The organism is Pseudonocardia charpentierae (genome assembly GCF_031845345.1).
GTDB classification, from domain to species: Bacteria; Actinomycetota; Actinomycetes; order Mycobacteriales; family Pseudonocardiaceae; genus Pseudonocardia; species Pseudonocardia charpentierae.
In genome coordinates this window covers 41,270-67,914 of record NZ_JAVREJ010000012.1, presented here as the reverse complement: position 1 = coordinate 67,914, position 26,645 = coordinate 41,270, and the positions used below count along the sequence as shown (strand labels likewise).

Genomic DNA, 26,645 nt, shown 5'->3' with positions numbered 1-26,645 from the left:
ATCCGGGCGGAACACCCGGACGCGCGCCGTGCAGGTTCCGATCACGCCGTGCCGGCCGCGACCACCCCGCGCCGCACCGACTTCGCCGCCGCGGCCGCGGCCCGCCCCACCGGGGTGTCGCGCCCGGCGACGTCCGCGATCTGGTCGAGCAGGTCGAGCACCTGGCGGCACCAGCGGACGAAGTCGCCCGCCGACAGCTCCACGCCGTTCTGCTCGGCCGCCGTGAGCACCGCCGACAGCGACTCCCCGCGCGCCCACCGGTGCATCGGCCAGGCGAAGCCGAGGTCCGGCTCGCGGGTGCGGTCGACCCGGTGCCGGCGCTCGTCGTCGTCCAGAGCAGTCCACAGCCGCACCGTCGCGGCCAGCGACTCCGACACGCGCCCGCTCGGCACCCGCGGCACCGCTCCGAGGTCCCGGCGCGACTCGTACACCAGCGCGGACACGACCGCCGCCAGCTCGGCGGGCTCCAGGCCGTCCCACACGCCATGGCGCAGGCACTCGGCCGCGAGCAGGTCCGACTCGCCCCACAGCCGCGCCAGCCGCTCCCCCTGCGGGGTGACGGTCTCCCCGCCGTCGGCGGCGGAGAGGTAGTCGCGCTCCCCCAGCAGCGCGCGGATCCGGTCGAACGAGCGGGCCAGCGAGTGCGTGGTGGCCCGGACCTTCTGCCGCAGCTGCTCGGTCTCGCGCTCCAGCCGGGCGTGCCGCTCGGCCCACCGGGCGTGCGCCTCCCGGTCGTCGCACCCGTGGCAGGGATGGGCACGCAGCGCGCGGCGCAGCGTGGCGAGTTCCGGGTCGTCGTCCGGGGCGCCCTTTCCGGAGCGGCCGCGCCGCGGTGTGGTCGGGGCGACGATGCCGGTGTTGCGCAGGGACGACGCGAGGTCGCGGCGCACCGCAGGAGCCCGGTGGTTCACGTTCTTGGGCAGCCGCATCCGGCCCAGCGCCGAGACGGGCGTGGGGAAGTCGGCGGACGACAGGCGCCCGGCCCAGCGGTCTTCGGTGAGCACCAGCGGTCGCGGGTCGTCCCCGCTGTCCACCCCGGGGTCGAGGACGACGGCGAGACCGGCACGCCGCCCGCCAGGCACCGCGATGACGTCGCCGGTCCGCAGCGCGCGCAGCGCGTCCGTGGTGGCGTCGCGCTGGTGGGCCATCCCCTGGCGGCGCAGGGCCTTCTCCCGGTCGCCGACCCGGCGGCGCAGCGCGGCGTACTCGGTGAAGTCGCCGAGGTGGCAGCGCATCGCGTCGGCGTACCCGGCGAGGGTCTCGGTGTTGCGTTCGATCCGCCGGGCCAGGCCGACCACCGACCGGTCGGCCTGGAACTGCCCGAACGACTGCTCGAGCAGGTCGCGGGCGGCGGCGACGCCGAGCCGGCCGACGAGGTTGACGGTCATGTTGTAGCCGGGCCGGAAGGAGCTGCGCAGCGGGTAGGTGCGCGTCGAGGCCAGCCCGGCCACCTGCTGCGGGTCCACGCCGGGCTGCCAGACCACGACGGCGTGGCCCTCGACGTCGATCCCCCGGCGGCCGGCCCGCCCGGTGAGCTGCGTGTACTCGCCGGGAGTCAGCTCGGCGTGCGCCTCGCCGTTGAACTTGACCAGCCGCTCCAGCACGACGGTGCGCGCGGGCATGTTGATGCCCAGCGCGAGGGTCTCGGTGGCGAAGACGGCGCGCACCAGACCGCGGACGAACAGCTCCTCGACGGTCTCCTTGAATGCCGGCAGCATTCCGGCATGGTGCGCGGCCACCCCGCGCTCCAGCGCCTCGCGCCACTCCCAGTAGCCCAGGACGCCGAGGTCGGCCTGCGGCAGGTCGCCGGTGCGCCGCTCCACGACGCGGCGGATCTCGGCGACCTCGTCCTCGGTGGTCAGCCGCAGCCCGGCCCGCACGCACTGCTGCACGGCGGCGTCGCAGCCCGCGCGGCTGAAGACGAAGGTGATGGCCGGGAGCAGCCCGTCGCGGTCCAGCCGGTCCAGCACGGTGATCCGCGACGGCGGCCGGAAGCCGACCCGCCGGTTCGGCGCCGCGCCGCGGGTGCGGCGGGCCCGGTCCCAGACCGCGGTGGCGGACTGCCGGTCCAGCTCACGGGTGGCGCGGACCAGCTCCGGGTCGACCTGCAGCTCGCCGTCGCCCCCCGCCTCCAGGGCGAACAGGTCGAGCAGGCGGTTGCCGACCATCATGTGCTGCCACAGCGGCACCGGCCGGTGCTCGTCGACGACGACGGTCGTGTCGCCCCGCACCGTCACCAGCCAGTCGCCGAACTCCTCGGCGTTGCTCACCGTCGCCGACAAGCTGACCAGCGCGACGTGCTCGGGCAGCTGGAGGATCACCTCCTCCCACACCGCGCCGCGGAACCGGTCGGCCAGGTAGTGCACCTCGTCCATCACGACGTAGCCGAGCCGGTCGAGCTGCCCGGACCGCGCGTAGATCATGTTGCGCAGCACCTCGGTGGTCATCACCACCACCTGGGCGTCGCCGTTGACGCTGGTGTCGCCGGTGAGCAGGCCGACGGCCCCGGCGCCGTGGCGGGCGACGAGGTCGGCGTACTTCTGGTTGCTCAGCGCCTTGATCGGGGTGGTGTAGAAGCACCGCAGGCCCTGGGCGAGTGCGAGGTGGACGGCGAACTCGCCGACGACGGTCTTCCCGGCCCCGGTGGGGGCGCACACGAGCACCCCGTGGCCGTCTTCCAGCGCGGAACAGGCGGTGCGCTGGAAGACGTCGAGGGTGAACGGGAGGGTGCCGGCGAACTCGGCGAGGCGGGGGCGGGCTGAGCGGTCCCGGGCGGCCGCGTAGGCCTCCGCGGGTGCGGGGGTACTGCTCACCTCTCCACAGTGACACATGCCCGCGCTCCGCACCCCGGAGCCACACTGCTGTGAGGCGTCAGGTGACGTCGTCCAGCCGGCGCGGGGAGTCGGGCGGGGGCTCGGGACGGTTCGGGTCCCACTCGTCCCAGATCGGGGTCGGGTCGGAGTGGGCCGACCGGAACGACGAGTCGTACGTGGCTGATCCCGCGGCCGCTCCTGGCGTCGCGGCCCGGGCGGGCTCCTCCACCGGTGCCGGCGGGGCGACCGGCGACGGGGTGGTGTCGATCGTGCTGGGTGTGGTGTCGATGGGCGAGGGCTGATCGGGGTCCCAGCTGTCCCAGCCCTGCTCGGCGCGTTTGCGCGCGCGGCGCTTGTCGTTCACCCGGGCGATCTGGATGGCCATCTCGAACAGCAGCACCAGTGCCAGCGCCAACGCCAGCATCGAGAACGGGTCCTGGCCGGGCGTGGCGATGGCGGCGAACACGAACAGGCCGAAGATCAGCCCGCGGCGCCAGCTCTTGAGCTTGGCGTAGCTCAGCACGCCCACCAGGTTGAGCGCGACGACGATGAGCGGGATCTCGAAGCTCACGCCGAAGATGACGAGCAGGGCGATGAGGAAGCCGAAGTAGTCGTGCCCGGTCAGCGCCGTGGTCTGGACCTCGCCACCGATCGTCAGCAGGAAGTACAGGCCCTGGGTGATGACGAAGTAGGCCAGCACCGACCCGGAGACGAACAGCAGCGACGCCGCCGAGACGAACCCCAGCGCGTACTTCCGCTCGTTCGCGTACAGCCCGGGGGTGATGAACTGCCAGAGCTGGTAGAGCCAGACGGGGCAGGCGAGTACGACCCCGACGGTGGTGGCGACCTTGAGCCGCAGGTTGAACTGGTCGAACGGGCCGGTGCCCAGCAGGGTGCAGGAGCCGTCGGCGGTGAACGTGGCGCGCGAGGCCGCCGGGATGTTGCAGTAGGGCGCCTTGAGGATCTCCCCGAGGCTCGGGGTGCCGAACAGGCCGACGCCGAACCAGATGTAGCCGAGGATCGTGGTGACCCCGATCGCGACGAGCGCGATCCCGAGCCGGTTGCGCAGCTCGAAGAGGTGCTCGATCAGCGTCATCGTGCCGTCGGGATTGACCCGACGGCGGCGGCCCGGACGCAGCCGGCCCAGGACCCGTACCGGGGACTTCACCGTGCCGACCTCACTGGGCAGACCTCACTGGGCAGACCTCACTGGGCAGACGGTCAGCGCTCGGCGTCGCGCCGGACGGGCTCGGCGGGCGACTGGGCGGCCGCGCCCGTGCCGGGAGTCGTACCGGGAGTCGTGCCGTTGACGGGATTGTTGATCTGCGCGTCGACCGGCGGCAGCGCCGCGGGCTCGGCCGGCGTGGCAGGACGGGTACCCGACTGCGACGGGCGCTGTGCCGGATTCCCCTGGGCCGCGTTGTGGCCCTCGTCGTCCTTGAGGCCCTTCATCTCGCCCTTGAACACGCGGGCCGACTGGCCCACCGACCGCGCCATCTCGGGCAGGCGCTTGGCGCCGAACAGCAGCACCAGTACGCCGATGATGATCAGCCATTCCCAGCCGCCTGGCATCGCTTCCGCCTCCGAGGTCAATCCCGTGCGGGCCGGTCGGCCCACCTGCGGTGTTCTGTTCGAGGATCAGTCACTTCGGAGTCTACGGCGCGGCGTCGGCCCGGCGGTGACGTCCGGGGCCCCCAATGGGGGAGGGCTCCCCCGCCGCAGGTTGGGGATCGCGGCGCCGCCCGGCCCGGATCGTCCGCAGCTGCGCCAGCCCGGCGGTCGTGTCGGTGCGGAACACCGCCACGCTGCGGGTCAACCGTCGCACGTGTGGGCGGACGGCCAGCACGAGCAACAGCGCCACCACGACGGCCAGCGCGACCAGTGCCCCGACGACACCCGTCATCGCCCCACCTCCGTCATCCCGGCCCCACTCCCCTCGTGCCGCCGTCCGTCCGCACCAGCGCCTCCGACGCCCGCCGCGCCACCTCGGCCGCCAGCTCGGGCGGCTCCAGGATCCGGGCGCCCCCGCCCAGCCCCAGCACCAGCCGGACCAGCCACGCCGGGTCGGCGTAGCGCATCAGCACCCGGGCCCGGCCGTCGGCCCGGCGGCCCGGGCGACCGTCCGGACCGTGATCATGCCCGTTCCGCTCGTCCGCCGGGTCGGGGGGCAGCTCCACCACCTGCTCGACCGGGTAGTACTCGGCCACCCACCGGGCCCAGGGCTCCAGCAGCAGCACCGCGCTGCCGTGCTCGGGCCGGGCCGGGAACACCCCCGCCGACAGGTCCGTCGGCTCGGCGTCCGGTGGGGCGGCGGCCGGTTCGTCGAGCACGACGACCTCGTCGACGCGGTCCAGCCGGAACAGCCGTACCGCTCCGGCGCGCCGGCACCACGCCTCCAGGTAGCCGCGGCCCTCCACGAGCAGCAACCGCATGGGGTCGACGGTGCGGAGGGTGACGGCGTCGCGGCCCGCGGTGTAGTAGCGGATCGTCAGGGCCCGGCCGGCCTCCAACGCCTCCCGCACGGCGGTGGTGGTGGCCTGCTCCTGCCGGGAGACCTCGACGGCGACCCCGGCCGCTCCCGCGTCGCCGACGGCCCGCTCGATCTTCGCCGTCGCCCGCCGCACGGCGTCCGTGTCGACCATCCCCGGCAGGTCGCCCAGCGTGCGCAGCGCGACGAGCAGTGCGGTGCCCTCCGCGGTGGTCAACCGCAGGGGGCGGCGCAGGCCGGCGTCCTCGGTGACGGTCACGGTGTCGCCGGCGAACGACAGGTCGACCAGGTCGCCCGGGCCGTAGCCGGGCAGCCCGCACATCCACAGCAGCTCCAGGTCGCGGCGCAGCTGGCGTTCGCCGATCCCGAAGTCGGCGGCGACGTCGGCGAGCGGGACCCCGGGGCGGGCGAGCAGGTAGGGCACGAGCGTGAGGAGCCGCGGCAGACGCTCGGTGAGGCCGCTGCCCGTCACCGGGCCACGTCGCCCGCGGTAGCCGCCACGTGGTCGGGTGCGACGAGGGCGCCGGCGTGCGCCGCGGCGGCCGCCGCCCACGCCTGCCGCACCGCGGTCGAGAGCTCCGGCGGGTGCAGCACCACCACCTCGGGCCCGTACCCGGCGATCCAGCGCGCGACGATGTCCAGGCTGCGCAGGTCGATCTCCAGCTCGTCACCGTCGGCGTCGGGATGGTCGCCCGGGAGCCGCAGCGGCCGCAGCACCCGGCCCATCCGGCGCAGGCCGTGTGCGCGGCCCGCGGCGACCCACAGCCGGGCCGTGCCGATCACCGGGGGCAGCGCGACCCCGCGGTCCACCACCGCGAGCAGGTCCATCCCGGGCGGCACCTGCACGGCGCCGGGCGGCCCGAGCGTGCTCACCGGCCCGGCGATCCGGGAAAGCCGGAACGAGCGGACGTCCGCCCGGTCGCGGTCGTGGCCGACCAGGTACCAGCGGCCCCGCGCCGACACCACACCCCAGGGCTCCACGGTGCGGCGCGAGATCTCCCCGGTCGGGCCGCCCCGGCGGTGCGGGAACGACACCACCTGCCCGGCCTGCACGGCCGCCAGCAGCGGGCCGAATGCCGGCTCGACCGCCCTTACCCGCGGCTGCACCGGCCCGGTGCGCGTCTCGTCGACCTCCACCCCGGCCGCCCGCAGCTTGAGCACCGCCCCGTGGGCCGCTCCGGCCAGGCCGGGGGTGTCCCACAGCCGCGCCGCCAGGGCGACCGCTGCCGCCTCGTCCGGCTCGAGGTCGATCTCGCCGAGCTCGTAGTCCTGGCGGGCGATCCGGTAGCCGTCGGTGGTGTCGAAGACGGAGTTTCGCCCGGTCTCGAGCGGGACGCCCAGCTCGCGCAGCTCGGTCTTGTCGCGCTCGAACATCCGGAAGAACGCCTCGTCGGTCGCCGCGTCGGCGTAGCCGGGGACGGTGGCGCGGATCTTCTCGGCGGGCAGGAACTGCCGGGTGGACAGCAGGCAGAGCACCAGGTTCACCAGACGCTCGGCCCGGGCGGAGGACACCCGGGCATCGTACGGCCGTGGTGCGCGGCGGGTGGCCGGATCAGGGTCGACAGTGGGCGGCGGCCTGATTGCAGGGAAGCCACGTTCATGCAACTCCGTTGCAGGAAAGTGGCTTTCCTGCACACGCAGCACACCGTCGTCTCATCCTGCGACATCCGTTGACCGGCGTGCCGCACCGGTCGACCCTTCGGGCATGAGCGCTGCGGAGGGCGACGCGCGGGAGACCTTCAACCCTTGGACCGTGGTGAACCTGGTGTTCCACCACTTGGCCGAGAACGGGCTGCATCCGGTGCTCGGTGAGACCGGCGACCCGGCCGTCCCGGCGACCGCGCTGCTGCGGTCGATGGGGATCGAGCCGGGCCGCAACGACGAGAGCGTCACCTCCGCCACGGTGCAGGACGAGCTCGCCGCGCTGCGGGCCCGCTACCTCGGCGAGGCGTAGCCGGCCGGGGAACCGCTCCTACAGCGAGGCGATCAGCCGGTCCACCCGCTCGTCGACCGACCGGAACGGGTCCTTGCACAGCACGGTGCGCTGCGCCTGGTCGTTGAGCTTGAGGTGCACCCAGTCGACGGTGAAGTCGCGGCCGGCGGCCTGGGCGGCGGCGATGAAGTCGCCGCGGAGCTTGGCCCGGGTCGTCTGCGGCGGCGAGTCCTTCGCCACCTCGATCTCGCCGTCGTCCGTGACCCGCTCGACCATGCCCTTGCGCTGCAGCAGATCGAACAGGCCCCGACCGCGGCGGATGTCGTGGTAGGCCAGGTCCAGCTGGGCGACGCGGGCGCTGGCGAGGTCCAGGTTGTTGCGCTCGCGGTAGCGCTCGACGAGCCGGTGCTTGATCGCCCAGTCGATCTCCCGGTCGATCTGCGACAGGTTCTGGCTCTCGACGGCGTCGAGCGTGCGGCCCCACAGGTCGAGCACCCGGTTGATCGTGCGGTCCGGCAGCGCCGAGCCGCGGGCGGCGACGTGCTCGACGGCGCGGGCGTGGTACTCGCGCTGGATGTCGAGCGCGCTGGCCTCGCGGCCTCCGGCCAGCCGGACAGTGCGGCGGCCGGTGAGGTCGTGGCTGATCTCGCGGATCGCCCGGATCGGGTTGTCGAGGGTGAAGTCGCGGAACTGCACGCCGGCCTCGATCATCTCGAGCACCAGGTGCGCGGAACCCACCTTGAGCAGGGTCGTGACCTCGCTCATGTTCGAGTCGCCGACGATGACGTGCAGCCGTCGGTAACGCTCGGCGTCGGCGTGCGGCTCGTCGCGGGTGTTGATGATCGGCCGCGACCGGGTGGTGGCGCTGGAGACGCCCTCCCAGATGTGCTCGGCGCGCTGCGAGAGGCAGTACACGGCGCCGCGGGGGGTCTGCAGGACCTTGCCGGCACCGCAGATGAGCTGGCGGGTGACGAGGAAGGGCAGCAGGACGTCCGCGATGCGGGAGAACTCCCCTGCCCGGGCGACCAGGTAGTTCTCGTGGCAGCCGTAGGAGTTGCCCGCGGAGTCGGTGTTGTTCTTGAACAGGTAGATGTCGCCGCCGATGCCCTCGTCCACCAGCCGTCGCTCGGCGTCGACAAGGAGGTCTTCGAGGATCCGCTCACCGGCCTTGTCGTGGGCGACGAGCTGCGACAACGAGTCGCACTCCGCCGTCGCGTACTCGGGGTGGCTGCCCACGTCCAGGTAGAGCCGGGCACCGTTGCGCAGGAACACGTTCGACGACCGGCCCCAGGACACGACCCGGCGGAACAGATAGCGCGCCACCTCGTCCGGGGACAGGCGCCGCTGACCGTGGAAGGTGCACGTGACCCCGAACTCGGTCTCGAGACCGAAGATCCGCCGCTGCATGCGCTCCAGCCTAAGCGGTGCGCGGCCCGCGGGGGCACCTCTGTGAGCGGCCGTTTCCCTTCCCGTCACGTCACGCAGTGTGAGAGCCGCTGCGCCGTGTGACGGACCGTCGATTATGGTCGCGCGGTGAAGCGGCTCCTGCGGCTGGTCGATCCCGTGAACGAGATCGACCGTGGCATCTCGCGCCACATCGGGACGATGCCCCCGTCCGGGCTCGACACGGTGATGAAGGGCCTGACGACGGCGGCCAACCACAGCGTCCTGTGGTTCGCCGTCGCGGGTGCACTGGCGCTGCGCCGCGGCGCCACCCGCAAGGCCGCCGCGCGCGGTGTCCTCGCGATCGCGCTGGCCAGCGGCAGTGCGAACGCCGTGTGCAAGCCGCTGCTCCCCCGCCGCCGCCCGGCCGCGTCCGAGCTGCCCGCCTACCAGACGCTGCCGTCGCCGCCGACCTCGTCGTCGTTCCCGTCGGGGCACGCGGCCTCCGCCGCGGCGTTCGCGACCGCGGTGAGCCTGGAGAGCCCGAAGGTGGGGCTGGTGATCGCCCCGGTCGCGGCGGCCGTGGCCTACTCGCGGGTGCACGTGGGCGTGCACTGGGCCTCCGACGTCGCCGCGGGTGCAACACTGGGCACTGGTGTGGCACTGCTCACGCGGCGGTGGTGGCCGGTGCGACGCACCGACGAGGCCCGCGCCCGGCCCGTCGACAGCGCCCCGGCGCTCCCCGGCGGCGACGGCCTGCTGATGCTGGTCAACCAGTTCTCCGGCGACCCGAACTACGACCCCCTCGGCGACGTCGCCCGGGTCCTGCCGCGCGCGGAGATCCTCACCGTTCAGCAGGGACGCAGTATCGAGGTGCAACTGGAGGCCGCGCTCAGGCGCCGCGACGGTGAGGTGGGCACGCACATTAAGGCGCTGGGGATCACGGGCGGCGACGGCTCGGTCGGCGCGGGTGCCGCGGTCGCGGAGCGGCACGGCCTGCCCCTCGTGGTGGTGCCGCTGGGGACGCTCAACCACTTCGCCCGCGACGTCGGTGTCTACGACCTGCAGGAGGTCGACGACGCCACCCGCGCCGGGCAGGCCGTCGCCGTGGACCTCGGGGTGGTCGAGGTCCACCCGGACACCGGTTCCGCCGACGCTGAATCGGACAAGGTCGTGCGCACCCGGACGTTCCTCAACACCGCGAGCATCGGTTCCTACCCGGAGCTCGTGCGGCTGCGGGAGCACTGGCAGCCGCGCTGGGGCAAGTGGCCGGCGTTCGTCGCGGCGCTGATGGTGGTGCTGCACCGGGCGCAGCCGGTGCGGGTGCGGTTCCTCGACGAGTGGCGCACGGTGTGGTTCCTGTTCGTCGGCAACGGTCCCTACCACCCGCGGGGCATGGTGCCCGCCTGGCGGCCGACCCTGGACTCCGGACTGCTCGACGTGCGCTGGATGCGCGCGGACGTGCGGTTCTCCCGGCTGCGCGTGACGGCCGCGCTGCTCCTGGGCGCGCTGGGGCACAGCCGCGTGTACGGGCAGTGCGAGGTGCCCGAGCTCGACGTCGAGCTCGAGGTGCCCGGGATGCTGGCCACCGACGGGGAGGTCGTCGAGAACAGCGGCCGCTACACGTTCCGGGTGGCGGCGGGGCAGGTGCCGGTCTACCGGCGCGACGAGCAGCGGTGGACGGGGCGTCCGCGGCCGTACGTGGGGTGACGCAACCGTTTGCGCGTGAGCCCGGTCACGACGGTTAACGCATGGCTTCCCGTCGCGCGATAGCGCTGGGGGCCACCGCCCCCGACCTGCCGGTACGGCCTCAACCCGGCCGTACCGGCGCTCACGTTCCGCATCTCGGAGACGATGGACATGATGAACATTTCGGTCTCGGCGCGCGCCCTGGTCGCCGCCCGTGCGGTCGACCCGCACGTCTCGACGGCGGCCGTCCGCGCCGCCGTGGAGGCGGCGCTCGCCGAGCAGCGGCGGGAGCTGGAGATCCGGCGCGTCGCGGTGTCCGACGACCCGGATGCGCTCAGCCCCCAGCCCTGAGAGCACGCGCATGACGGCGGGACCGGTGCTCCCGGTCCCGCCGCAAGATTCCGGGCCGATCCCCTCAGCGGTCGCCGCCCTTGTCGTCGAAGCGGTCGTGGCCGGGGCCGTCGTCACTGCCGTGCCGGCCGTGGTCGTCCCGGCGGTCGTCGCCCCGCCGGTGATCTTCGCCGTGCCGGCCCCGGTCGTCGCCGGTCCGGGCGCCCCGGCCGTCGTCCTCGACGCGGGTGACGGCGCCGTTCGCGACGTCGACGTGCACCTCGGTGACCCGGGTGTCGCGGCGGACGTCGACCTTCCAGACCGTGCGTCCGTGCTCGACCTCCCGTTCGACCTTCGTCACCGTGCCGCCGCCGACCCGCGCGACGGCGCGGGAGCCGGCCTCGTCGGCGGTGACGGCCGCGTTGCCCGCCGCCGGAGTGCTGGTGGACGTGCTCGTCGGCGTCGTGGTGCTCGTCTGCGCGACGACGGTCACCGGGGCCGCCGCTGGGGTGGGGTCGTCGCTGCCGAGCGCGGAGGCGGCGGTGCCGAGGCCGGCGAGGGTGAGGCCGGCGAGGAGGGCGGCGAGAACGCGGGTCCTGGTCATCGTGGGGTCCTTTCGGGTGGTCGGTCCGTCGGGAACCACCGTGGCGTGATCCACGCTGCGTCCGCGCTGCCGCGGCCCTAACGCCCGGCTAAGGCCGTGCGGCGGGGCCCAGGTTGACCGTCACCGCGAGCCCGCCCTCCGGCGAGCGACCCAGCGTCAGGCCGCCACCGGCCTGCTCGGCCGTGCGGCGGGCGATGTCGAGGCCCAGGCCGGTCGAGCCGCCGCCGCTCGCGCCGCGGCGCAGGACGTCGGCCCCGGCGGGCAGTCCGGGCCCGGCGTCGGCGACCAGGAGCCGTGCGCCGCCACCCGGCCGCGGCCCGAGCCGCACGGCGAACGCGCTGCCGTCCGGGGTGTGCGCGAAGACGTTCCCGAGCAGGGCGTCGACCAGCGCCTCGAGGTCGGCCCGACCGGCCGCCACCGGCAGCGGGCCCGTGGCGAGGTCGGTCCGCACGTCGCGCTCGGTGTCCTCGGCCAGCACCGACCAGAACGCCACCCGCTCGGCGACGACCACGGCGGCGTCGCACTCGGCGGTGTCCGTGGCGCGGCGGCGCGCGGCGTCGATCACGGAGCTGACCGCGCGCTGCACCGCGTCGACGCCCGCGCCGATCCGGGCCGCGTCCTCCGGCTGCCGTAAGGCCTCGGCGTCCAGCCGGAGCGCGGTGAGCGGGGTGCGGACGCGGTGCGAGAGGTCGGCGACGGTCTCCCGCTCCTCGCGCAGCAACTCGCTGATCCGCCCGGCCAGCGTGTTCAGCGCGCCGGCCACCACGCCCACCTCGACCGGCGCGGCGGGGTCGGCGCGGGCGTCGAGTTCGCCGCGGGCCAGCCGGTGCGACACGGCCGCCACGTCGATCGTCGCCCGGACCAGGCGGCGCGCGAGCCGGTCGGCCACGAGCAGACCCACCGCCAGGAGCACGACCCCGAGCCCGGCGAGCAGCAACCAGGCCCGGCCGACCCCCGCGGTCAGCGCCGCGTCGGTGACGAACGTGCGGATCACCCCGGTGCGCCCGGCCGGGTCGCGCACGGCGAAGACGATCTCGCGGCCGCCGTCGACGGCGCCGGAGGCGCTGCTCCCCCGCGCGGCGAGCTCCACCAGCGGGGTGCGGGGTGCCGGGGCGCCGAGCACGGCACCGTCGGCGGTGAAGACGCTGACCTGGCTCGGCGACGTCGCGTCGACCTGGGCGACCGCCACGGCCAGCGAGGCGGGGTCGGCGACGGCGACGAGCGCGGTGAGGGCCTGGGCGTCGGCGGTCGCGGCGAGCACCGCGCGTTCGGTCGCGACCGTCCGCACCAGCAGCGCGAGCGGCACGAGGAAGGCGACCAGCACGAGCGATGTCGTGGCGGCGACGAGCAGCAGCACACGTCGGCGCACCGGTCAGTTCCCGTCGGGCGCAGAGATCTCGGGCGCCGCGATCCGCACCCCGACGCCCCGCACGCTGTGCAGGTAGCGCGCCTGCTGGGCGGTCTCCCCGAGCTTGCGGCGCAGCCACGACAGGTGCACGTCGACGGTCTTGTCCGCGCCCCCGTACGGCAGCTGCCACACCTCGGTCAGCAGCTCGCGCTTGCTCACCACCCGCCCGGGGCGCGCCGCGAGGTAGTGCAGCAGGTCGAACTCGCGCGGCGTCAGCTCCAACGGGCGGCCGTCCACGCTCGCCTGCCGGCTGCGCGGGTCGATCCGCAGCGCGCCGACCACGACCTCGGTGTCGTGCGGGTCGTCCCCGCCGCCAGCGCGGCGCAGCACGGCGCGGATGCGCGCGTCGAGCTGGGCCGCGCTGAACGGTTTGACCACGTAGTCGTCGGCGCCCGCGTCGAGCACGGCGACGATCTCGGCCTCGTCGTCGCGGGCCGTGGCGACGACCACCGGGACCCTGCTGACCCCCCGCAGCATCCGCAGCACGGCGGTGCCGTCGACGTCGGGCAGCCCGAGGTCGAGGACGACGACGTCGGGACGGTGCCCGACGGCGTGCTCGAGGCCGGCCAGCCCGGTCGGCGCGGACGCGACGGCGTGGCCGCGCTCGGTCAACCCGCGCACGAGCGCGATGCGGATCGTCGGGTCGTCCTCGACGACCAGGACCTGGGCCACGCCGCGGACGATAGGGCACGCCGCCGCGCCCACGTGGCGCCTTAGCGTCCCGTTAGGGCGGTGTTGAGCCGCGCCACACGGTCGGCGCGGCATCCTGGTGCGGTGGCGAGCGCACGCACCCGTCTGGTGGCCGGCGTCGCGGCGTGGGCCGCGGCCCTCGGCGCGGCCCTGGTCGTCGGTCTCACGGCGGTGGGGGCGATCGGCGCGGGCCTGCTCGGGCCCGGCCAGCAGCCGCTGACCCCGGCCGAGGTCGACGCGCGGCTGGCGTCGGCCGCACCCGCACCCGTCGATACGCCAGCAGCCGTCCCGCCGACCGATCCGGTCCCCGGCGAATCCGGCACGGCACCGCAAGTGATCGCCACGGACGGCGGCACGGTGCTGGCCCGCTGCACCGGTGGCGCCCCCGAGGTGGTGTCGGCGACACCCGCACAGGGGTTCCGTGTCCAGACCGAGGACGACGACGGCGGGCCACGGGTCCGGTTCCGGTCCGGCGACACCCGCTTCGAGGTGAACCTGCGATGCGCGGACGGCCGCCCCGTCGCGGACGTCCAGACCGACGATTGACCCGGTGCGCGCGGTGAGCGACCCCGTGATCGTTGCGAGCGTCGCGCCACGGCGGGCGCGGGAACCACGGCGTCACGCTCGCGGCGATCATGGCTGAGGTCCGGCGGCGGCACGCAGAGGCCGGGCGACACGCCGTCGCCTCCCCCGGCGGCCGACCCGGCTCGACCGATCGTCCCCGATTTCATGAATCGCCCTCGGACGGGCTGCCTGACGCCGTACCGTCCGGTCCATGGTCGCCCCTCAGAGCCCCGAGAGCCCCGAGAGCCGCGAGTTCCGGCAGATGCGCCACGACGTCGACGACGTCTACGGCCTCCTGATCTCCACCAGCAAACGGCTCGACACGGTCTGGGGCGTGCAGCGCCGCCACGGCAACCGGCTGGAGGAGATCCAGCAGTCGCTCGACCTGCAGACAGGCCGGCTCGATCGCATGGAGGACAACCAGCGTCATCAGGGCGAAGGCCTCGTCCGGGTCGAGGGCCGGCTCGATCGCATGGAAGATAACCAGCGTGACCAGGGCGATCGCCTCGGCCGCATCGAGGACACCCAGCAGCAGATCCTCGCCCTGCTCCGCGGACCGGCGGAGAGCTGATCAGCTCCCCGACCCGTACGGCCGAGTGATGATCTCGAGGTTGTGCCCCTCCGGCGAGTCGAAGTAGAGGCCCCGACCGCCGTCGTTGCGGTTCTCCCCCTCCTGGCCGTGCCAGGGGTCGGCCCAGGTCGGCAGCCCGCGCTCGCGCAGCCGCTGCAACACCGCGCCGAACTCGTCGTCGCCGACGAGGAACGCGTAGTGCTGCGGGACGACCTCGGCGGACTGCATGAAGTCCAGGCTCACCCCGTTCGCCAGGGTCACGACCGCGAACGGGCCGTAGGCGACGGGTTCGGGCAACCCGAGGACCTCGGTGAGGAAGCGCGCTCCGGCCCACCGGTCGGGACTTGCGACGATGGTGTGGTTCAGCTGGGCCATGCCTCACGATGCGACCTCGACCGTGGTCGAGGTCAAGAGGCTCGCGCACCCGTCTTCCCGAGGAGATCGATGCCCGACCCCGCGGTCCTGCTGCGCTCCGCCACGCTCGACGGCTCCGTGGTCGACGTGCTCGTCGCCGACGGCGTCGTCGCCGGGATCGGGTCCGGCCTGCCCGCGCCGGCGGGTGCGCAGGTCGTCGACCTCGACGGGCGGGTGCTGCTGCCCGGCTTGTGGGACGCGCACGTGCACTTCGACCAGTGGACCCTCGCCCGCCGCCGTCTCGACCTCGGGCCTGCCGGCTCTGCGGCCGAGGCGGCCGCGCTCGTCGCCGCCCGGCTGCAGGCAGACCCACCGGAGCCGGGCACCGCTCTCGTCGGGCACGGGTTCCGCGACGCCCTGTGGCCCGACGCGCCGCACCGCGACCTGCTCGACCCGGTCACCGGCGAGGTGCCGGTCGTGCTCGTGGCCGCGGACCTGCACTGCTGCTGGCTGAACTCGGCCGCCGCGGCCCGCTACGGCATGGCGGACCACCCCACCGGCCTGGTCCGTGAGCGCGACTGGATGTCGATCATGACGGACGTCCGGTCCGTGCCGGCCGCGCTGCTCGACCGCTGGTCCGCAGAGACCGGCCGGGCGGCGGCCGCACGCGGGGTGGTCGGGATCGTCGACTACGAGGCGCCGTGGCAGCTCGACGCGTGGGCCGCCCGGATCGCCGACGGCGCGGGCGCGCTGCGGGTGGTGGCGTCGGTGTGGCCCGAGGCGCTCGACGGTGCGGACGGGCCCGTCGCCCGCGGTCTGCGCAGCGGCGACGTCGTGCCGGGGACCGGCGGGCTGCTGACGATGGGGCCGCTCAAGGTCGTCACGGACGGCTCGCTCAACACCCGCACGGCCTGCTGCGACGACCCCTACCCCGGGCTGACCGGCGCCTACGCCTGCGGGGTGCTGCTGGTGGCGCCGGACGAGCTGCTGCCGCTGCTGCAGCGGGCCGCCGGGCACGGGATCGACGCGGCCGTGCACGCGATCGGCGACCGGGCCAACGCCCTCGTGCTCGACGCCTTCGCGGCGCTCACCATGCTCCCGGCGACGGGCCGGCGCATCGAGCACGCCCAGCTGTTGCGCGACGTCGACCCGGCCCGGTTCGCCGCGCTGGGCGTGGTGGCCAGCGTGCAACCCGCCCACGTGCTCGACGACCGCGACGTCGCGGACCGGCTCTGGGCCGGACGGACCGGCCGCGCCTTCCCCTACCGCACCCTGCTGGACGCCGGCGCGGACATCGTGCTCGGGTCCGACGCGCCCGTCGCGCCGCTCGACCCGTGGATCACGATCGCGGCCGCCGTGCACCGCAGCGGCGACGACCGGCCGTCGTGGCACCCGGAGCAGGAGATCCCGCTGCCGGTCGCGCTCGCCGCGTCGACGGGCCCCGACGGCCCGGTCCGGGTAGGCCGGCGCGCCGACCTGTGCGTGACCGACCTCGACCCGGCCGCGGTGCCCGCCGCAGCGCTGTCCACCATGCCGGTGGCGGGCACACTGCTCGGTGGCCGCTGGACCCACCGCGTCGGCGTCTGACGCGCACCGGGCGCTACGAGGTGCTCTCCGCGCCGCTCGCCGCCGGGGCGTCGTCGCCGCCCGTCTCCTGGTCGGCGTCCGGGGTGCCGCGGTTCTCCGCGGGCAGCAGGTCGTGCAGCGTCGCCCCGGTGATCCGCCGGAACGCCCGGCGCGGCAGCCGCGCACGGTCGAGGACCGCGACCTCCAGCGCGCTGACCCCGAGGATCCGCGCCGCCGCCGGCCCGTTGCTCGCCGGTCCGGGCGCCGGGGCCGACTGCAGCGCCTTCACGGCGACGGCCAGGGCGTCGGCCAGCCCCGAGCCCTCCTGGTACGAGCTGCGCATGCTCGAGCTGATGGGGTCGGTCTGCCCGCCCATCACCACGAACTGCGGCTCGTCCGTGATCGAGCCGTCGTAGGTGATCCGGTAGAGCTGGTCCGCCGCCGCCTCGATGCCGACCTCGGCGACGCACAGCTCGACCTCGAACGGCTTCTGCTGCTCGATGAACGAGGGCCCCAGGAACTGGGCGTAGGCGTTGGCCAGCCAGCGACCGGTGACGTCGCGCCGGTCGTAGGAGTAGCCGCGGACGTCCGCGAGACGCACACCGTTCGTGCGCAGCGACTCGAACTCGTTGTACCGGCCGACGGCCGCGAACCCGATCCGGTCGTAGATCTCCGAGACCTTGCGTAGCGACGGCGAGTGGTTCTCGGCCACGAACAGCACGCCGTCGGCGTAGGTGAGCACCACCACGCTGCGGCCGCGGGCGATCCCCTTGCGGGCCAGCTCCGAGCGGTCGCGCAGGAGCTGGTCGACGGAGGAGTAGAACGGCATCGTCACGAGGCGGCTCCAGGGTGCGCGGGGAGGGAAGGCATCGGGGGCACGGTCAGCCGCCGGGGCGCGTGGTGCGGTGGTTCACGACGGCCGCGGTGACCTCGGCGATGTCGGCGTCCGGGTGGTGCACCGCACCGTCGCCGGTGATCGACACCACCACGGGGTAGATGTGGCGGATCAGGTCCGGGCCGCCCGTGGCGGAGTCGTCGTCCGCGGCGTCGTAGAGCGACTCGACGGCCGTGCGGATCGCGCCGCCCAGGTCGGCGGCGGGGTCGTGCAGCTTCTTGAGCGCACCCCGGGCGAAGACCGAGCCGGAGCCGACCGCGTGGAAGCCCAGCTTCTCCTCGTAGCGGCCGCCGGTGGCGTCGAAGGTGACGATCCGCCCGGCCGCCGTCGGGTCGGTGGCGTCGGTGTCGTAGCCGGCGAACAGCGGCACGACGACGAAGCCCTGCATGGCGGCGCCGAGGTTGCCGCGGACCATCGCGGCCAGCTGGTTCGCCTTGCCGTCGAGCGACAGCGGCACGCCCTCGATCTTCTCGTAGTGCTCGAGCTGCACGGTGAACAGCCGCACCATCTCCACCGCGATGCCCGCCGAGCCGGCGATGCCGACCGCGGAGAACGAGTCGGTGATGAACACCTTCTCGATGTCGCGCTGGGCGATCATGTTGCCCATCGTGGCGCGCCGGTCGCCGGCGATGACCACGCCGTCGGCGAAGGTCAGCGCGACGATCGTGGTCCCGTGCGGCACGTCCAGCCCGGGCGTGCGCGGCGCCGCGGTGTGCCCCTGCAACTGGCTCGCCTCCGGCATCCGGCCGGGGAGCAGGTGCGGGGCGGTGGCCGCGAGGTAGTCGGTGAACGAGGTGCTGCCGGGCTGCACGCCCGTGCCGAGCGCGGTGTGGATCGGCAGCCGGGGCTCGGGGAACGACATGTGCCTCACGATCTACGACGGCGGGGATGGGATGAACGTGGCCCGGTCCGGCCCCCGTGCACACGGGGGCCGGACACGGACCGGGAGGCGAGGTTACTCGCCGCCCTTCTGAACGTAGGCGCGGACGAAGTCTTCGGCGTTCTCCTCGAGCACGTCGTCGATCTCGTCGAGGATCGTGTCGACGTCCTCGCCGAGCTTCTCCCGCCGCTCCTGGCCGGACGCCTCGGCACCCGTGCCGTCTTCGTCGTCCCCACCACCGCCGCCCTGACGCTTGGTCTGCTCCTGCGACATGAGGTCTCCTCCTCGGGCCTGTCCCACCGCACGCCCCGGACCGACGGAGCGCCCGGCGAGATCCGGTAACCGGAACCCTACCGAGGAGGACGACGAAAAGCGCGGGGCCGTAACCGGAGGCACGAGACCGTGGGACAACCCTCAACCGTCCGGTAGGTGCATCGCCACGGTCTCGTGCCTCCGTCACCCTCGGGTGAGCGCCTCCACCAGTTCCTCCGCGGTGCGGGAGGCGTCGATGAGCTCGCCGACATGGCGCCGGGTGCCGCGCATCGGCTCCAGCGTCGGGATGCGCACCAGCGACTCGCGACCCAGATCGAAGATCACCGAGTCCCACGACGCCGCCGCGACCTGGGTGGGGTAGCGCTCGAGGCAGCGGCCGCGGAAGTACGCGCGGGTGTCGGTCGGCGGGGTGGTCATGGCGTCGCGGACGGCGTCTTCGTCCACCAGCCGCTTCATCGATCCGCGGGCCGCGAGCCGGTTGTAGAGGCCCTTGCCCATCCGCACGTCGGTGTACTGCAGGTCGACCAGCTGCAGCCGCGGCGCGTCCCAGGTCAGCCCGTCGCGCTCGCGGTAGCCCTCCAGCAGCCGCAGCTTGGCCGGCCAGTCGAGGCGGTCCGCGCAGCTCAGCGGGTCGCGGGCCAGGTCGTCGAGCACGGTTCCCCACAGGTCGAGGACCTCGGCGGTGTCCGGGTCGACGTCGGCGCCCATGGTGTTCTCGACGTGCTTGGCGGCCTTCTCGAAGTACGCCCGCTGCAGGTCCAGCCCGGTGACCTTGCGGCCGTCGGTCAGCTCGACGGTCGTCTTCAGCGACGGGTCGTGGCTGATCCGGTGCACGGAGCGCACGGGCTCGGACAGCCGCAGCTCATCGAACCGGACACCCTTCTCGATCATGTCGAGGACCAGGGCGGTGGTGCCGACCTTGAGCAGCGTCGAGTACTCCGACAGGTTCGCGTCGCCGATGATCACGTGCAGGCGGCGGTACTTGTCGGCGTCGGCGTGCGGCTCGTCGCGGGTGTTGATGATGCCGCGCTTGAGCGTGGTCTCCAGGCCGACCTCGACCTCGATGTAGTCGCTGCGCTGGGAGAGCTGGTAGCCGGCCTCGTCGCCGGACGCGCCCCGCCCGACCCTGCCGGCACCCACGACGACCTGCCGGGACACGAAGAACGGGGTGAGCCCGGACACGATCGACGGGAACGTGGTCTGGCGGGCCATGAGGTAGTTCTCGTGGGAGCCGTAGCTGGCGCCCTTGCCGTCGACGTTGTTCTTGTACAGCTGCATCCGCGGGGCGCCGGGCACGGTGGCGGCACGCATCGCGGCCTCCTCCATCACCCGCTCCCCCGCCTTGTCCCAGATCACGATGTCGCGCGGGCTGAGCACCTCGGGCGTGGAGAACTCGGGGTGGGCGTGGTCGACGTAGAGCCGGGCGCCGTTGGTGAGGATGACATTGGCGGCGCCGAGGTCGTCGAGCTCGGAGTCGTTCGGCGAGGACATGGTCGGTGCGGAGAGGTCGAAGCCGCGGGCGTCGCGCAGCGGCGACTCCACCTCGTAGTCCCACCGGGCGCGGCGGGAGCGGGGGATGTCCGCAGCCGCGGCGTAGGCGAGCACGACCTGGGTCGAGGTGATCACGGGGTTCGCGGTGGGGTCGCCGGGGACGGAGATCCCGTACTCGACCTCCGTGCCCATGATGCGCCGGGCCGTCACGGGCGGGCCGCCCTCATCGAACGCGGGTGGGCCGTCCTGCTAGCGCCAGTCATGCCGCGAGCCTAATGCCCGCACGTGGGGTCACGTGGCCATGATGGGCCCATGGAGGTCGATCCGGCGGCGGAGCCCGTCGCCGTCTACGACGAGGCGGGTGCGGTGGTGGGCGTCGCGCCGCGCGGCGAGGTCTACGCCCGGTCGCTGTGGCACGGCGTGGGCGGCGTGCTGGTGCGCAGCGGCGACGGGCGGCGGGTCTACGTGCACCGGCGGTCGGCGACCAAGCTGGTGATGCCCGGGCTGCACGACTGCTGGGCGGGCGGGGTGATCGGGCCCGGCGAGGACCCGGCGGGGACCGCGGCCCGGGAGCTGGCCGAGGAGCTGGGCGTGATCGGCGTCCCGCTGACTCCGCTGTTCACCCTGGCCTACGACGAGGGCGCGGGCGGGCTGCGCAGCCACCTGTTCGCGTTCGAGGCCCGGTACGACGGGCCGGTCCGCCACCAGCCCGAGGAGGTCGCGGACGGCTGGTGGATGCCGATCCCGGAGCTGCGGGCGCGGCTGGCCGACCCGTCGTGGCCGTTCGTGCCGGACGGCCGGATGCTCGTCGAGCACTGGTTCGCCGGGCAGGAGCCCGACGGACCGTGATCACTCGCCGTCGCCGTCGACGGGCCAGGGCGGGGAGTCGGACAGGTGGTTCACGAGCGCCTCGCTGATCTCGCGCAGCGCGTGCTGGTGGTTGCGGTCGAGGGCGTCGAACAGGTCGCTGCGCACGGCCTCGACGTGCCCGGGTGCGGAGGCCTCCAGCTTGGCCAGGCCCTCGGGCGTCAACTCCGCGAACGACCCGCGTCGGTCCTCGGCGCAGGCGCGCCGACGCACCCACCCCGAGGCCTCGAGGCGGGCGACGGCGTGGGACAGCCGGCTGCGTGACGACAGCGACGAGTCTGCGAGCTGGCTCATCCGCAGCGTCCGGTCCGGCGCCTCGGACAGCCGCACGAGGATCTCGTAGTAGGCGTGCGGCAGACCGGCATCGCGCTGGAGCTGGCGCTCCAGGCGGTCGAAGAGCAGGCGCTGTGCGGTGAGGAAGGCACGCCAGGTCCGCTGCTCGTCGTCGTCGAGCCACTGTGTGTCGGCGGTCACGGGCGAACCCTCCGGAAATAGTTGAGCCATCAACGCGTTAGAGATAGTATCGCTCTCAATCGCTGAGAGTTCAACTACTTAGGAAGGTCGTCATGACTGCTCCGACCAGCACCCAGATCCCCGGCTGCGTGGTCGGCACCTGGGACATCGACCCGGTGCACTCCGATGTCTCCTTCACCGTGCGGCACATGATGGTGAGCAAGGTACGCGGTCGGTTGGGCACGTTCAGCGGTGAGATCGTCACCGCGCCGCGGTTCAGCGACTCGACGGTGACCGCCACGGTCGACGCCGGCTCGGTCGACACCGGCAACGCCCAGCGCGACGGCCACATCCGCACCGCCGACTTCTTCGAGGTCGAGACCCACCCGACGTGGTCGTTCCGCAGCACGGCGATCCGCCCCGACGGCGACGACTACGCGCTCGACGGCGAGCTGACGATCAAGGGCGTCACCCGCCCCGTCACCTTCTTCCTCGAGGTCAACGGCTTCGGCCCGGACGCCTACGGCGGCACGCGCGCCGGCTTCTCGGCCACCACCACGATCAGCCGCAGCGAGTTCGGCGTCGACATCTCCATGCCGCTCGACGGCGGCGGCGTCGTCGTGAGCGAGAAGGTCCAGGTCGCCCTCGAGATCGAGGCGGTCCTGCGCCAGTCCTGACCCGCGCCCGGGGCGCAGGCCCCGCTGAGCGAACGCGGCGTTCGGTAGGTCTGACTTACCCGACGCCGCGTTCGCTCGTTCCGGCCCGGCTCCTACGGACGTAGCGCTACCGTGGCGATCGTGGGTTACCGCGAGCACCCCGTCCCGGCGCGCTGGCGCGGGCTCGCCGAATGCCTCTGGACCTCGACGCCGCCGGACGCGCCCGAGGTGATCGACGTGCTGCCCGACGGCTGCATGGACCTCGTCTGGTCCGGGGCGGACCTGTTCGTCGCGGGCCCCGACACCGCGCCGCATCCGTACGAGCGCACCGCCGGACGGGCGGCCACCGGCCTGCGGTTCCACCCCGGCGTGCTGCCCGCCCTCCTCGACGTGCCTGCCGACGCGCTCCGCGACGCCCGCGTCCCGCTGGACGTGCTGCACCCCGCGCTCGCCCGGCGGGGCGTCGCGGCGATGGACGCCGGCGCCCCCGCGCCGCAGGTCCTGACCGCGCTCGCGGCCCGGCTCCCCGGCGCCGCGCCCGACCCCGGGCTCCGCGCCGCCGCCGTACGCCTGGCGCGGGGCGGCTCGGCGGCGGAGACCGCGGACGACCTCGGGTGGACCACCCGCACACTGCACCGCCGCTGCCTCGCCGCGTTCGGCTACGGGCCGTCCGTGCTGCGCCGCGTGCTGCGGTTTCGCCGGGCCGTCGCCCTCCTGCAGGCCGGAGTGACCCCGGCCGAGGTCGCCGCCCGCGCCGGGTACGCCGACCAGCCGCACCTGTCCCGCGACGTCCGTGCCTTCGCGGGGGTCTCCCCGACCCGGATCACGGTGTCACGCCCCGGGTAGCCGCTCAGCCGGCCGCGGCCTCGCCGCCGGGAAGCAGCGCGAAGAGGTCGACGCCGGTGCCGTCCGGGTCGAGGACCGTCGCGTAGCGCATCCCCCAGAACGCGTCGAACGGCTCCAGCTCGCTCCGGTGTCCCGCCTCCGTGAGCTGCGCGTACGCGTCGTCGACGGCCGCCGGGTCGGGCAGCGCGAACGCCAGGCCCACCCGGCCCGCGCCCGGGGTGGGTTTCCACGACGGGTGGAAGCTCGCGATCGTCGCCTCGGTGTCGAACGCCAGGCGCATCCCGCTCGAGAGCGCGACGTCCACGTGCGGCTCCGTGTCGGCCTCAGCGGGGATGTCCAGGCCCAGCAGCCGGTAGAACGCCAGCGTGCGCTCCATGTCGGCGACGACGATGCCCACCAGGGCCGGTTTCGCGTCGGTGATCATGCGGCGACGCTACGGCCGGCGCCGCCGGGGTGTCGTGAACGGATCGGACACGGGCGCCGGACCGACGTAGAACCACCGGCCGTCGCGGCGCTCGAACGCGCTGTCCTCCGCCACGACCCCGTCGCGATGGTGCGCGCGGAACGCGACGGTGCCGACGGTGTCGAACAGCGCGCCGCCGGTCCGGCCGAGCACCTCGAGCCCCGTCCACCGGTCCCCCGGGTCGAGCGTCACCTGTCGCGGCCGGGTGTCCGGGTGCCAGGTGTCGCGCAGGTAGCCGACATCCCCGACGACGAACGCGGCGTAGCGCGACCGCATCAGCAGCTCGGCGGTCGGGGCGGTCGCCTCACCCCGGTGGAACCGTCCGCAGCACCGGTCGTAGGGCGAGGGCAGCCCGCAGGGACAGGATTCCGGCACCCCGCCAGTCTCCCAGCCGGTACTCCAGGGTGACCGGATCGGTCCGCCCCGGGCCCGGATCCGGCCTGTCGCCGCACAGTCCGCGGCCGTCAGCATGGGTGTCATGACCAGCGCGCTTATCGTCATCGACGTCCAGGAGTCCTTCCGGCAGCGGCCCGACTGGGCCGAGATCTCCGCCCCCGACATCGCCGACCGCATCGCCCGCCTCGTCGACCACGCTCGCACCCGCGGCGACGCGGTCGTCTGGGTGCTGCACGCCGAGCCCGGCACCGGCACCGTGTTCGACCCGGCCCGCGGGTTCGTCCGGCTCCTGCGCGGGCTCACCCCCCGCGACGAGGAGCCGGTGCTCACCAAGACCAGCCACAACGCGTTCACCACGACGAACCTCGCGCAGTGGCTCACCGCGCACGGCGTCGACGAGGTGGTCGTCACCGGCATCCGCACCGAGCAGTGCTGCGAGACCACCGCCCGGCTCGCGAGCGACCTCGGCTACCGGGTGCGGTTCGTCCTCGACGCCACCGCGACCCAGCCGCTGCCGCGCCACGACGGCCGGGGCCGGTTCACCGCGGCCGAGGTGCAGGAGCGTACGGCGGCCGCTCTGCAGGGGCGCTTCGCCGAGGTCGTGAACCTGGAGGAGGTGCTGGCCGGACCCGTCCCGGTTGCGGCATCCTGACCGGATCGTGCCCCTCCCCCGCACCGTCGCGTTCGCCGTCCCGAAGGACGTACACCTGCTCGACCTCGCCGGGCCGGCGCAGGTGTTCTCGACCGCGGACGACGTGCTCGGCGGGGACGTCGGCGGGGCGTACCGGCTCGCCTACGTGAGCCTCGACGGCACCGAGGGCGTCGTCAGCCACCAGGGCCTGCCCCTCGCGGTCCGGCCGGACTGGCCCGCGCTGTCGGCCCGCGACCTCGTGGTCGTGCCGGGGTGGCGGGTCGGCGGCCGGTCGGCGGCGCGCCCTCTGTCGGCCGCCGCGGAGGCGGCGCTGCGCGCCCACCACGACCGGGGCGGGCGGGTCGCGAGCGTGTGTGCCGGGGCGTTCGCGCTGGCCGCGACGGGTCTGCTCGACGGGCGGCGGGCCACCACCCACCACGACGTGCAGGACGAGCTCGCCCGGCGCCATCCGGCGGTGCAGGTGGTGCGCGACGTCCTGTTCGTCGTCGACGGCCGGGTGGCCACCTCGGCGGGGATCGCCAGCGGCATCGACCTGGCCCTGCACCTGGTGGCCGCCGACCACGGCCCGGCCGTCGCCGCCCGGGTCGCGCGGACGCTCGTCGTCCCCGCCCGGCGCAACGGATCGGACCCGCAGGCCAGCGCGATGCTGCGGCACCGCGACCACCTGGCCGACCTCGTGCACCGCGCCCAGGACGTGCTCGACGCGCGGTTCGCCGAGCCACTGCGGCTCGACGAGCTGGCCGGGCTGCTGCAGGTCAGCCCGCGGACGCTGACGCGGCGTTTCCGGGCCGCGACCGGTCTGACCCCGCTCGGGTACCAGCAGGAGCTGCGCCTCGAACGGGCCGCCGGGCTGCGCGAGCAGGGGTGGACGCAGGACGCCGCGGCCCGTGCCGCCGGGATGGCCGACGCCCGCGTGCTGCGCCGGCTGCGCACGACGTCGATGCACCTCACGGAGTGATCCGAGAGCAGGTGCATCGGGACCTACCGGGCGGCGACGACCTCGCCGAGTACGCGCACTCCCTGTCCGGCCTGCTCCGGGGTCACCGTGCCGTAGCCGAGCACGAGCCCGGGCCGGGCGCAGCCGGGGTCCGCGGTGAACCACCTGTGCGGATACACCCCGATCCCGCGCTCCGCCGCCCGCGCGACCACCGCCTGCTCGTCGGTGCCGTCGGGAAGGGTCAGCACGACGTTCAACCCGGCGGCGATGCCGCCGACCGTCGCCTGCGGCAGCCACCGGTGCACGGCGGCGACGACCGCGTCGCGCCGCGCCCGGTACACCCGCCGGCTGCGGCGCAGGTGCCGGTCGAGGTCGCCGGACCGCAGCAGCTGCGCGAACGTGGCCTGCAGAACCGTCGAGGTCGCGCCGTCGGTGTCGGCGCGGAGAGCGACCACCTCGTCGACCAGCGCCGCCGGGAGGACCGCCCAACCGAGACGCAGCCCGCTGGCCAGCGTCTTCGCCGTGGTGCCGCAGTAGACGACGCGCTCGGGGGCGAGGCCCTGCAGCGCCCCGACCGGGCGCCGGTCGTAGCGGAACTCGGCGTCGAAGTCGTCCTCGACGACGTACCCGTCGACGTCCCGGGCCCACGCCACGAGCGCGCTGCGGCGCGGTGGGCTCATCGCGACCCCCGTCGGGCTCTGGTGCGCCGGGGTGACCACCACGGCCCGCGCGGTGGTCCGGCGCAGCGCGTCCACGATCAACCCCTCGCCGTCGACGGCGACCAGGTCGACCCGGCGCCCGTCGCGGAGCAGGCGGTTGCGGGGCACCGGGTATCCCGGCTCCTCGACGGCGAACCGGTACCCCGGCAGCACCCGGACCAGCAGGTCGACGGCGTGCCCGAAGCTCGAGCAGACCACGATCCGGTCCGGGTGCGCGTCGACACCGCGGACCCGCCCGAGGTACTCCGCGAGGGCCGTGCGCAGCGCCGGTAGCCCGCGTCGGTCGGCGCCGTCCAGCTCGGCCGCCCCGAGACCGGCGCACGCCGCGCGGCTAGCCCGGGCCCAGGCCGCGCGGGGGAACAGCGCGGGGTCGGGGTGTCCCGGCCGGAAGTCGACGACGAGCCGCCGGCCCGCGTCCGCCGACGGCGCCGCGTCGGCCCCGCGGGGCACCGCGTTCACCACGGTCCCCGCGCCCTGCCGGGCGGACAGGTAGCCCTCGGCCACCAGCTGGTCGTAGGCCTCCACGACGACCCGCCGGGTGACACCGAGGTCCGCGGCCAGTGCCCGCGTCGACGGCAGGCGTGTCCCGGCGGCCAGGCGCCCGCCGCGCACCGCCGCCCGGATACCGGCCTCGACCTGCGCGCGGACCCCACGGCCGCGGTCGACGGCGAGGTAGAGGTCGGGCGAAGTGGTACCCATGTTCTGCACGCTAACCGGCACTCCC

At 74.3% G+C, this 26,645-nt stretch carries 30 protein-coding genes; 11 read left to right on the top strand and 19 right to left on the bottom strand.

The genetic code is table 11. From position 1 onward, the window contains the following. Positions 1-41: 41 nt before the first annotated feature. The 6 genes from RM445_RS17530 to RM445_RS17505 all read right to left on the bottom strand — a co-directional run bounded on the left by RM445_RS17530 (position 42) and on the right by RM445_RS17505 (position 6,813). Positions 42-2,813 (bottom strand): DEAD/DEAH box helicase, encoded by a 2,772-nt coding sequence (locus RM445_RS17530; RefSeq protein ID WP_397469342.1) that lies wholly within the window; start codon positions 2,811-2,813, stop codon positions 42-44. 58 nt (positions 2,814-2,871) lie between these two features. Next, on the bottom strand, positions 2,872-3,981 hold the full coding sequence (gene tatC, locus RM445_RS17525) for a twin-arginine translocase subunit TatC (protein ID WP_311557591.1): 1,110 nt from the start codon (positions 3,979-3,981) through the stop codon (positions 2,872-2,874). A gap of 53 nt (positions 3,982-4,034) precedes the next feature. Next, the gene (gene tatA, locus RM445_RS17520; RefSeq protein ID WP_311557589.1) at positions 4,035-4,385 is read right to left on the bottom strand and encodes a Sec-independent protein translocase subunit TatA; all 351 of its coding nucleotides are present in this window, start codon (positions 4,383-4,385) and stop codon (positions 4,035-4,037) included. 82 nt (positions 4,386-4,467) lie between these two features. Beyond that, on the bottom strand, positions 4,468-4,716 hold the full coding sequence (locus RM445_RS17515) for a hypothetical protein (protein WP_311557587.1): 249 nt from the start codon (positions 4,714-4,716) through the stop codon (positions 4,468-4,470). A gap of 13 nt (positions 4,717-4,729) precedes the next feature. Next, positions 4,730-5,773, bottom strand: a complete 1,044-nt coding sequence (locus RM445_RS17510; RefSeq protein WP_311557586.1) for a helix-turn-helix transcriptional regulator — start codon at positions 5,771-5,773, stop codon at positions 4,730-4,732. Further along, positions 5,770-6,813 carry a helix-turn-helix transcriptional regulator gene (locus RM445_RS17505; RefSeq protein ID WP_311557585.1) on the bottom strand — a complete coding sequence of 348 codons (1,044 nt, stop codon included), beginning with the start codon at positions 6,811-6,813 and terminating at the stop codon, positions 5,770-5,772. Before RM445_RS17505 ends, RM445_RS17510 begins: the two co-directional genes overlap by 4 nt. A gap of 193 nt (positions 6,814-7,006) precedes the next feature. On the opposite strand from RM445_RS17505, the gene RM445_RS17500 reads away from it, so the two are divergent. Then, positions 7,007-7,255 carry a hypothetical protein gene (locus tag RM445_RS17500; protein ID WP_311557584.1) on the top strand — a complete coding sequence of 83 codons (249 nt, stop codon included), beginning with the start codon at positions 7,007-7,009 and terminating at the stop codon, positions 7,253-7,255. Positions 7,256-7,273: 18 nt separating this feature from the next. Here the strand turns inward: RM445_RS17500 and pafA are convergent, their stop codons facing one another. Then, a complete protein-coding gene (pafA, locus tag RM445_RS17495; protein ID WP_311557582.1) occupies positions 7,274-8,641 on the bottom strand; it encodes a Pup--protein ligase in 1,368 nt (455 codons plus the stop codon). 126 nt (positions 8,642-8,767) lie between these two features. Here pafA and RM445_RS17490 point away from each other — a divergent pair, with 126 nt between their 5' ends. Next, complete coding sequence (locus tag RM445_RS17490; protein ID WP_311557580.1) at positions 8,768-10,327, top strand: phosphatase PAP2 family protein; 1,560 nt, start codon at positions 8,768-8,770, stop codon at positions 10,325-10,327. A gap of 150 nt (positions 10,328-10,477) precedes the next feature. Further along, positions 10,478-10,657 (top strand): hypothetical protein, encoded by a 180-nt coding sequence (locus RM445_RS17485; RefSeq protein WP_311557579.1) that lies wholly within the window; start codon positions 10,478-10,480, stop codon positions 10,655-10,657. Positions 10,658-10,721: 64 nt separating this feature from the next. Here the strand turns inward: RM445_RS17485 and RM445_RS17480 are convergent, their stop codons facing one another. The 3 genes from RM445_RS17480 to RM445_RS17470 form a co-directional block, all read right to left on the bottom strand. After that, positions 10,722-11,240, bottom strand: coding sequence for a PepSY domain-containing protein (locus RM445_RS17480; RefSeq protein ID WP_311557577.1), 519 nt, complete (start codon positions 11,238-11,240; stop codon positions 10,722-10,724). A gap of 88 nt (positions 11,241-11,328) precedes the next feature. Next, a complete protein-coding gene (locus RM445_RS17475) occupies positions 11,329-12,609 on the bottom strand; it encodes a sensor histidine kinase (RefSeq protein ID WP_311557575.1) in 1,281 nt (426 codons plus the stop codon). A 3-nt stretch (positions 12,610-12,612) separates the two neighbouring features. Continuing rightward, on the bottom strand, positions 12,613-13,320 hold the full coding sequence (locus RM445_RS17470; RefSeq protein WP_311557574.1) for a response regulator transcription factor: 708 nt from the start codon (positions 13,318-13,320) through the stop codon (positions 12,613-12,615). A gap of 102 nt (positions 13,321-13,422) precedes the next feature. Here RM445_RS17470 and RM445_RS17465 point away from each other — a divergent pair, with 102 nt between their 5' ends. After that, entirely contained in the window at positions 13,423-13,884 is a 462-nt protein-coding gene (locus tag RM445_RS17465; RefSeq protein ID WP_311557573.1) for a hypothetical protein, read from the top strand. Between the two features lie 229 nt (positions 13,885-14,113). Continuing rightward, positions 14,114-14,473 carry a hypothetical protein gene (locus RM445_RS17460; RefSeq protein ID WP_311557572.1) on the top strand — a complete coding sequence of 120 codons (360 nt, stop codon included), beginning with the start codon at positions 14,114-14,116 and terminating at the stop codon, positions 14,471-14,473. Here the strand turns inward: RM445_RS17460 and RM445_RS17455 are convergent, their stop codons facing one another. Then, positions 14,474-14,848, bottom strand: coding sequence for a VOC family protein (locus RM445_RS17455; RefSeq protein ID WP_311557571.1), 375 nt, complete (start codon positions 14,846-14,848; stop codon positions 14,474-14,476). Positions 14,849-14,917: 69 nt separating this feature from the next. Between RM445_RS17455 and RM445_RS17450 the strand changes: the two genes are divergently transcribed. Further along, entirely contained in the window at positions 14,918-16,414 is a 1,497-nt protein-coding gene (locus RM445_RS17450; protein ID WP_311557569.1) for an amidohydrolase, read from the top strand. Between the two features lie 13 nt (positions 16,415-16,427). Here the strand turns inward: RM445_RS17450 and prcA are convergent, their stop codons facing one another. The 4 genes from prcA to dop all read right to left on the bottom strand — a co-directional run bounded on the left by prcA (position 16,428) and on the right by dop (position 20,124). Further along, a complete protein-coding gene (prcA, locus tag RM445_RS17445) occupies positions 16,428-17,228 on the bottom strand; it encodes a proteasome subunit alpha (protein WP_311557567.1) in 801 nt (266 codons plus the stop codon). A 46-nt stretch (positions 17,229-17,274) separates the two neighbouring features. Further along, the gene (gene prcB, locus RM445_RS17440; RefSeq protein WP_311557566.1) at positions 17,275-18,150 is read right to left on the bottom strand and encodes a proteasome subunit beta; all 876 of its coding nucleotides are present in this window, start codon (positions 18,148-18,150) and stop codon (positions 17,275-17,277) included. Positions 18,151-18,243: 93 nt separating this feature from the next. Then, complete coding sequence (locus RM445_RS17435) at positions 18,244-18,441, bottom strand: ubiquitin-like protein Pup (protein ID WP_311557564.1); 198 nt, start codon at positions 18,439-18,441, stop codon at positions 18,244-18,246. A 183-nt stretch (positions 18,442-18,624) separates the two neighbouring features. Continuing rightward, positions 18,625-20,124 (bottom strand): depupylase/deamidase Dop, encoded by a 1,500-nt coding sequence (dop, locus tag RM445_RS17430; protein WP_311557771.1) that lies wholly within the window; start codon positions 20,122-20,124, stop codon positions 18,625-18,627. Between the two features lie 120 nt (positions 20,125-20,244). Between dop and RM445_RS17425 the strand changes: the two genes are divergently transcribed. After that, positions 20,245-20,781, top strand: coding sequence for an NUDIX hydrolase (locus RM445_RS17425; RefSeq protein ID WP_311557563.1), 537 nt, complete (start codon positions 20,245-20,247; stop codon positions 20,779-20,781). Here the strand turns inward: RM445_RS17425 and RM445_RS17420 are convergent, their stop codons facing one another. Beyond that, positions 20,782-21,273, bottom strand: coding sequence for a MarR family winged helix-turn-helix transcriptional regulator (locus RM445_RS17420; protein ID WP_397469340.1), 492 nt, complete (start codon positions 21,271-21,273; stop codon positions 20,782-20,784). It lies immediately after the preceding gene. A gap of 92 nt (positions 21,274-21,365) precedes the next feature. Here RM445_RS17420 and RM445_RS17415 point away from each other — a divergent pair, with 92 nt between their 5' ends. Together RM445_RS17415 and RM445_RS17410 are read left to right on the top strand one after the other, a co-directional pair. Then, a complete protein-coding gene (locus RM445_RS17415) occupies positions 21,366-21,929 on the top strand; it encodes a YceI family protein (RefSeq protein WP_311557560.1) in 564 nt (187 codons plus the stop codon). Between the two features lie 120 nt (positions 21,930-22,049). Beyond that, positions 22,050-22,754: a helix-turn-helix domain-containing protein gene (locus RM445_RS17410; protein ID WP_311557559.1), complete on the top strand. Its 705-nt coding sequence runs from the start codon at positions 22,050-22,052 to the stop codon at positions 22,752-22,754. A 4-nt stretch (positions 22,755-22,758) separates the two neighbouring features. Here the strand turns inward: RM445_RS17410 and RM445_RS17405 are convergent, their stop codons facing one another. Both RM445_RS17405 and RM445_RS17400 read right to left on the bottom strand, forming a co-directional pair. Next, entirely contained in the window at positions 22,759-23,178 is a 420-nt protein-coding gene (locus tag RM445_RS17405; protein WP_311557557.1) for a VOC family protein, read from the bottom strand. Between the two features lie 9 nt (positions 23,179-23,187). Beyond that, entirely contained in the window at positions 23,188-23,592 is a 405-nt protein-coding gene (locus RM445_RS17400) for a YchJ family protein (protein WP_311557555.1), read from the bottom strand. A 103-nt stretch (positions 23,593-23,695) separates the two neighbouring features. Here RM445_RS17400 and RM445_RS17395 point away from each other — a divergent pair, with 103 nt between their 5' ends. Continuing rightward, on the top strand, positions 23,696-24,265 hold the full coding sequence (locus RM445_RS17395) for a cysteine hydrolase family protein (RefSeq protein ID WP_311557553.1): 570 nt from the start codon (positions 23,696-23,698) through the stop codon (positions 24,263-24,265). A gap of 7 nt (positions 24,266-24,272) precedes the next feature. Continuing rightward, a complete protein-coding gene (locus RM445_RS17390; protein WP_311557551.1) occupies positions 24,273-25,223 on the top strand; it encodes a GlxA family transcriptional regulator in 951 nt (316 codons plus the stop codon). A 23-nt stretch (positions 25,224-25,246) separates the two neighbouring features. Here the strand turns inward: RM445_RS17390 and pdxR are convergent, their stop codons facing one another. Beyond that, positions 25,247-26,620 (bottom strand): MocR-like pyridoxine biosynthesis transcription factor PdxR, encoded by a 1,374-nt coding sequence (pdxR, locus tag RM445_RS17385; RefSeq protein ID WP_311557550.1) that lies wholly within the window; start codon positions 26,618-26,620, stop codon positions 25,247-25,249. Positions 26,621-26,645 lie beyond the last annotated feature (25 nt).